Origin of the sequence: Corynebacterium tuberculostearicum (assembly GCF_022347385.1) — a bacterium.
GTDB classification, from domain to species: domain Bacteria; phylum Actinomycetota; class Actinomycetes; order Mycobacteriales; family Mycobacteriaceae; genus Corynebacterium; species Corynebacterium tuberculostearicum_M.
In genome coordinates this window covers 44,117-50,141 of record NZ_JAKRDT010000018.1, presented here as the reverse complement: position 1 = coordinate 50,141, position 6,025 = coordinate 44,117, and the positions used below count along the sequence as shown (strand labels likewise).

The following is a 6,025-nucleotide window of genomic DNA, read 5'->3' as shown; positions in this document are numbered from 1 at the left end:
CATGCAACTCAACCGCCGCCCCCGCAAAACCCTGGGCTTTCAAACACCAGCCGAGAAAATGGCCGCACTGATAAACTCAACCGAAACATAAGACGTGTTTCCACGACCACTAGAATCCGCCGCCCTAGCTAGGTACAACAAAACCCGCCACGCGGGAAGCGGGGCGGGTTTTGTTGGTAGCCGTTTAGTGCTGGTGGCCGTGGCCGGCGTCAGCAGGCTGCTCTTCCTGTGGCTTTTCCACCACGGAGGCCTCGGTTGTCAGAACCATGCGGGCCACGGAGGTGGCGTTGACCACGGCGGAGTGGGTGACCTTCACCGGATCGATAATGCCGTTATCGATGAGGTTGCCGTACTCGAGGGTATTGGCGTTGAAGCCTTCACCGTTGGACATCTCGGCAACGCGGGAGACGACGACAGCGCCGTCGAGGCCAGCGTTTTCGGCGATCCAGTAGGCCGGGCGGGTCAGGGCGCGGGCGACGGCGAGAACGCCGACCTTAGCCTCGCCCTCGAAGCCCTCGGCGAAGGACTCGAGTTCCTTGGAAATCTGGACCAGCACGGAGCCGCCGCCGGCGATGACGCCCTCTTCGACGGCCGCGCGGGCCGCGTTGATGGCGTCTTCGACGCGCAGCTTGCGCTCGTTGACCTCGGTCTCGGTAGCCGCACCGACGCGGATGACGGCCACGCCGCCGGAGAGCTTAGCCAAGCGCTCCTCGAGCTTTTCCTTATCCCAGGTGGAATCGGTGCGCTCGATGTCGCGGCGAATGTGCTCGCGGCGCTCCTCTACTGCTTCAGCGGTGCCGCCGCCATCGACGATGACGGTGTCATCCTTGGTGATGGTCACGCGGCGAGCGGAACCGAGCACGTCGAGGCCAGCCTCGTTGAGGTTGACGCCCACCTCTGGGTCGATGACGGTAGCGCCGGTAACGACGGCCAGGTCATCCATGAATCCCTTGCGACGCTCGCCAAAGTACGGAGCCTTCACGGCCGCGACCTTGAGCACCTTGCGGATGGAGTTGACGACGAGCGCCTGCAGCGGCTCGCCCTCGATGTCCTCCGCGATGATGAGGGTCGGGCGGTTGGTCTCGGCGATCTTCTCCAGCAGCGGCAGGAAGTCCGGCAGGGAGGAGATCTTGTTGCGGACGAGCAATACTGCGGCGTCGTCCAGCACGGCGTGGTAGGTCTCTTCCTCCGTAGCGAAGTACGGGGAAAGGTAGCCCTTGTCAAAGGAAATACCCTCGGTGACATCGACGGCGGAGTCGATGGTCTGGGATTCCTCGACGGTGACCACACCGTCCTTGCCCACCTTGTCCATGGCACCGGCAACCATCTCGCCGACCTCCGGGTCGCGGGAGGAGACGGTGGCTACCTGGGCGATTTCAGAGGAGGAGTTGACCGCGGTGGCGCGGGCCTTAAGCTCCTCGACGGCCTTTTCGGCCGCCGCCGCGATGCCGCGGTTGAGCTCGATCGGGTTGGCGCCGGCCGCCACGTTGCGCAGGCCCTCGAAGATGAGCGCCTGGGCCAGCAAGGTAGCGGTGGTGGTGCCGTCGCCTGCGGTGTCATTGGTCTTGACCGCAACGGACTTGACCAGCTGCGCGCCAAGGTTCTCGAAGGGCTCCTCGATGTCGATATCGCGGGCGATGGTCACGCCGTCATTGGTGACGGTGGGGCCACCGAAAGCCTTGGAAAGCACGACGTTGCGGCCGCGCGGGCCGAGGGTGACCTTGACGGCATCAGCCAGCGTATCGACGCCGCGCTGGATTCCCTCGCGGGCTTCTTGGTCGAATGCAATGAGCTTTGCCATAAGTGGGCCTACTTCTCGATGACGGCGAGCAGGTCACGGGAGGACAGCAGCAGGTACTCCTCGCCGTTGTACTTCAGCTCGGTGCCGCCGTACTTGGAAAAGACAACGGTATCGCCTTCGTTGACGCCTACCGGGGTGACCTCACCCTTGTCGTTGGTGCGGCCTGGGCCTACTGCAACGACGGTAGCTTCCTGTGGCTTTTCCTTGGCGGAATCCGGGATAACCAGGCCGGAAGCGGTGGTGGTTTCAGCTTCTACGATCTGTACGAGGACGCGGTCCTCGAGAGGCTTAATGTTTGCCATGATGTTTCCTCCGTAGTGTTCGTATGCGCGCCGGTATGGCGCGCGCGTGCCGGTTGTGGATGTCCAGCACAGCCGTCGTCGCGGGTGAACAACTGTGGGTCAAACAACCTGATTAGCACTCTACCCTCGTGACTGCTAACCCTCAACAATGACCCGGCCCACATTCCGACACCCTCAGCGATCCCTTCAGCGCTCTCGTTGCCCGGCGCGGACAAAGCCGGCCAGCGCCAGCTTGACGACGCCCACGGCGATAAACATGGCACCAAAAATCACGGCGAAGGCCGGCCACCACAGCTCGTCTACCAGCGTTCGGCCGAAGGAAACCTGTGGGGTGAGCAGGTGGTGGAGTGGGAGGAGCGTCGCCAAGCACAGCGCCCAGACCACGCCGGCCGCAGTCAGGGTGAGGCACGCCGCCTCCCCTACTTGCACGCGCGCCCAGGCCGAGGGAGTGGCGCCAGCCAGCGTGAGGCCGCGGATATCGGAGGCGATGCGCCCGCGCATGAGCAGTGAGGTAAGCACGGCGCCCACGATGCTGGGGGCAAAGACCGGCCCTAAAAGGGCGACAAAGACCTGCCACGAGGACAAGGTGCCGCCGACGCCTGCATCGTTTCCAAAGCGCAGGCCCGAGCCGACGGCGACGATAAAGCCGCCGAGGAGCACCCACGGCACGATGTGTGGGGTGGAAAAGTGCCGGCGCACCCGCACGTTGGCCCCAGCGATGCCGGCCGCGCGGGTCCATTGGTCGATACCGGGCATGAGCCAAGGTAAGAAGAGGGCGACGAGGATGACGAGCCCCATCTCGGCCGACAAGAGGTCACCCGGGTCATCGATGTGCAGGCACCCGTAGACCGTGCCGCCGATAGCCGCGGCCGCAAGCAGGAATTTCACCAGAAGCCACATCGGGTGTGCGGGAGTACGCGGCCGGAACACGCGGCGCAGCGGAGGCAGCGCACCAACCAGGGCCGCGGACGTGCAGACGGATACCGCAATGGCGGTGACCTGGCCGGTAACGGCGATATCCGGCATGGGGATGCCGTCGCTGCGCAGGGCGCGCACGCACGGGTCAAGCAGAGGTCGGGCCGGCAGCACGCCGAGAAATCCGGCAGCCGCGCTGACCGCTGCGACTTGGCCCAGAATGAAGGCAACAATCATCCACCCGGGCATGCCCACCATGCGCCAAGAACGGTAGACCGGCTCGCGCTCGGCGATGATAAGGCGCATCTGCGATAGTGTCACCAACACCACCACGCACAGGGCCATGCCCAGCACCGTGCCACCCAGCGGGCCGGCGGGATTTTCTTCGGCCCCGGAGGAGGCAACCAGCATGGCCAGCGCCAGGGTGCACGAGGTGGAAGACACCACCAGGGTCAGCGCCACGGCCAGCCACGATAGCCAATTGGACTGTAAGTCCTTAAGCCACACCAGCATGGGCCACCTCCTCTAAGGAGATGATCCTGTCGGCCGCCTCAGCGGCGAGGTGCGAGTGGGTCACCATGACCACGCTGGCGCCATCGCGGGCGGCGGCGCGCAGGTGGGAAAGGACGGTGGATGCGGTGGCGTCGTCAAGCGCGCCCGTAGGCTCGTCGGCGAAGATATAGGGCGCCTGGGCCAGCAGTGCCCGGGCGACGGCCACACGTTGCTGCTGCCCGCCGGAAAGCTGCGCGGGCAGGCGGCGCTCCAACCCGCTAAGGCCGAGCGAGTCAAAGACCTCCGCCACCTTGCCGCGTGTAGGGCGCCGGCCGGAAAAGCGCGCGGTCAAGGTGGCATTGCGCTGGGCGTTGAGGGATTCCAGCAGGTTATAGTCCTGGAAAACAAAGGCTCGCTGCTTGCGCCCCGGCGCATTGACTCGGCCGGAGGTGGGCTTATCGAGCCCGGATAGCAGGTTCAACAGCGTGGTTTTTCCGCTGCCGGAAGGTCCCATGATGGCGACGAATTCGCTCGGGGCGATGGACACAGTGACGCGATTGAGCACAGTGCGGCGGCCGTAGCGCTTGCTGAGGTTATCTGCTTTTAACATGCCTTTGATTCCACTCGGCCGCGCAGAAGAAAGACATGGAGTGGGCCGCCCAGAAAATGGTAGAGCTAGCTCTACTGCCCCACCCTGGGTAAGGCGGCTAGGCTCATGGGTTATGCGAACCCTCAAAGCCTGCGCGTGGAGCCTCGTCCTCGGCGCGCTATTTATCCCGGCGTTGGTGGTTTCGGTGCTGATGCTGCCGTGGATTCCGCTGGTGGGACGAGCCGCGGAATTTGTCGGCCGGTTGGGTGCGCGGTGGATGGGTGTGCAGATCCCACCCCGGCGCGCGGGCCGCTGGTTTGATTGGCAGCAGTTTTATCACCTTATTGTGCAGCTATTGATTTCGGCTGCCTGCTTTGCCGCGTGGACTGCTGTGGGTTTTACGGCGGGCGTGCTGGCAATTGCGCCGTTCGTGCCAAATACCGAATTCTTCTTTGGTGGGTGGTCTACCTCCAACCGGCCGCTCATTTTCTTTACCTGCTGGCTCACCGCGGCGCTGCTGGTGGCTTTATTGGTAGGACTTAACCGCCTCTTGGTCTTGGCGTCAACCTCGCTAACCCGGCTGGCGTTGAGCCCTTCGGCCGAGGAGTTGGCGGCCTCGCGCGCCACGCTTATCGATGCCTTTTCCGGCGAGCGCCGCCGCATCGAACGCGAGCTGCACGATGGCCCACAGCAGTACCTCACCGCACTCAAGCTCAACCTGGCCGCGGCGAAATTGCAGGCCCCTCCCGAGGCGCAACCGGCCCTGGCCGATGCGGAACATAATGCCTCATTGGCCTTGGCCTCCCTGCGGGCGACGGTGCGCGGCATTGCCCCGCAGGTGCTTTTTGACGCCGGACTTATCCCCGCCCTCGACGAACTCCTCGCCCACTCCGGACTGGAGGCAGAACTACACGTCGAAGGCGCCGAGCGCTCAGTGGATGAAACCACTGCCCTGCTGGCTTACCACGCGGTGGCCGAGGCGCTTACCAATGCTTCCAAGCATGGCGCGGCCACCCAGGCGACGGTAACGGTTGCTTTCGGGCAGACGTTGCGCCTAGACATCGTTGATAATGGCACCGGACCCTGCCCCGGCCCCGGAGCTGACTTCGGCCCCGCAGCCAAGAAGCCAGGTGAGCCGGGCACCGGTCTCGCCGGGCTGCGCGAACGCGCCGCCGCACTGGGCGGAACGGTGAACTTTTCGGCAGCAGATGACGCGGCTGCGCGCGAACGCGGTGGCCGACTGCAGGTCGAATTACCGCTGAAGGAGGCCGAATGAAACTACTACTGGCGGAAGATTCCGCGCTGCTGCGCGCGGGGCTCGAGCAGCTACTCAGCGCTCTGGGGCATAGCGTTACGGCGGCCACGGATGCCGAAGAACTGCGCGCTATTGCCGGGCAGGAAGATTTCGACCTGATTATCAGCGATGTGCGCATGCCACCGACCATGACCGACGATGGCCTGCGCGCCGTGCATGACCTGCGTGCCGCAAATCCCACCCAGCCGGTGGTGGTGCTGAGCCAATACGTAGCGGCAAGCTACCTCGACCGGCTCTTGGAGCACGGCGGCTTTGGCTACCTGCTCAAGGAGCGCGTTTCTGATGTAGAAGAATTCGTGCGCACGCTAGACGAGGTCGCCCGCGGCGGCACCGTGGTGGACCCAGAGGTCGTAACTGCGCTGCTGTCGGCGCGGCGTACTGGTTTAGCCCAGCTCACCGCCCGCGAGCGGGAGGTACTGGGGCTTATGGCCCAAGGATTGAGCAATAAAGAAATTGAAGACACGCTCGTTCTTACCGCAGGAGCGGTAAGCAAGCATGTCTCCAATGTGTTTATGAAGCTCGGGTTTCGGCCCGAAGACGCCAACCGACGGGTCAAGGCCGTATTGGCGTGGCTGCGCCATACAGAGCGCTAGCCACACCCGCCACACCCA

6 protein-coding genes are annotated in these 6,025 nt (G+C 64.2%); 2 read left to right on the top strand and 4 right to left on the bottom strand.

Annotation, left to right across the window (positions count from 1 at the left end):
* Positions 1-184: 184 nt before the first annotated feature.
* The 4 genes from groL to MHK00_RS09820 all read right to left on the bottom strand — a co-directional run bounded on the left by groL (position 185) and on the right by MHK00_RS09820 (position 4,120).
* On the bottom strand, positions 185-1,801 hold the full coding sequence (groL, locus tag MHK00_RS09835) for a chaperonin GroEL (RefSeq protein WP_250411586.1): 1,617 nt from the start codon (positions 1,799-1,801) through the stop codon (positions 185-187).
* An 8-nt stretch (positions 1,802-1,809) separates the two neighbouring features.
* Positions 1,810-2,103 carry a co-chaperone GroES gene (groES, locus tag MHK00_RS09830; protein ID WP_005322702.1) on the bottom strand — a complete coding sequence of 98 codons (294 nt, stop codon included), beginning with the start codon at positions 2,101-2,103 and terminating at the stop codon, positions 1,810-1,812.
* 186 nt (positions 2,104-2,289) lie between these two features.
* Positions 2,290-3,531 carry an FtsX-like permease family protein gene (locus MHK00_RS09825; RefSeq protein WP_250411585.1) on the bottom strand — a complete coding sequence of 414 codons (1,242 nt, stop codon included), beginning with the start codon at positions 3,529-3,531 and terminating at the stop codon, positions 2,290-2,292.
* A complete protein-coding gene (locus MHK00_RS09820; RefSeq protein ID WP_005326841.1) occupies positions 3,515-4,120 on the bottom strand; it encodes an ABC transporter ATP-binding protein in 606 nt (201 codons plus the stop codon). The genes MHK00_RS09825 and MHK00_RS09820 overlap by 17 nt, the downstream gene beginning before the upstream one ends.
* Before the next feature lie 112 nt (positions 4,121-4,232).
* On the opposite strand from MHK00_RS09820, the gene MHK00_RS09815 reads away from it, so the two are divergent.
* Together MHK00_RS09815 and MHK00_RS09810 are read left to right on the top strand one after the other, a co-directional pair.
* The gene (locus MHK00_RS09815; protein ID WP_250411583.1) at positions 4,233-5,375 is read left to right on the top strand and encodes a sensor histidine kinase; all 1,143 of its coding nucleotides are present in this window, start codon (positions 4,233-4,235) and stop codon (positions 5,373-5,375) included.
* Positions 5,372-6,007, top strand: a complete 636-nt coding sequence (locus tag MHK00_RS09810; protein WP_250411581.1) for a response regulator — start codon at positions 5,372-5,374, stop codon at positions 6,005-6,007. The genes MHK00_RS09815 and MHK00_RS09810 overlap by 4 nt, the downstream gene beginning before the upstream one ends.
* The last annotated feature ends 18 nt before the right edge of the window (positions 6,008-6,025 follow it).

Coding starts and splice junctions, on each gene's coding strand:
- groL (WP_250411586.1), bottom strand. CDS start 1,801: ATGGCAAAGCTCATTGCATTCGACCAAGAAGCCCGCGAGGGAATCCAG.
- groES (WP_005322702.1), bottom strand. CDS start 2,103: ATGGCAAACATTAAGCCTCTCGAGGACCGCGTCCTCGTACAGATCGTA.
- MHK00_RS09825 (WP_250411585.1), bottom strand. CDS start 3,531: ATGCTGGTGTGGCTTAAGGACTTACAGTCCAATTGGCTATCGTGGCTG.
- MHK00_RS09820 (WP_005326841.1), bottom strand. CDS start 4,120: ATGTTAAAAGCAGATAACCTCAGCAAGCGCTACGGCCGCCGCACTGTG.
- MHK00_RS09815 (WP_250411583.1), top strand. CDS start 4,233: ATGCGAACCCTCAAAGCCTGCGCGTGGAGCCTCGTCCTCGGCGCGCTA.
- MHK00_RS09810 (WP_250411581.1), top strand. CDS start 5,372: ATGAAACTACTACTGGCGGAAGATTCCGCGCTGCTGCGCGCGGGGCTC.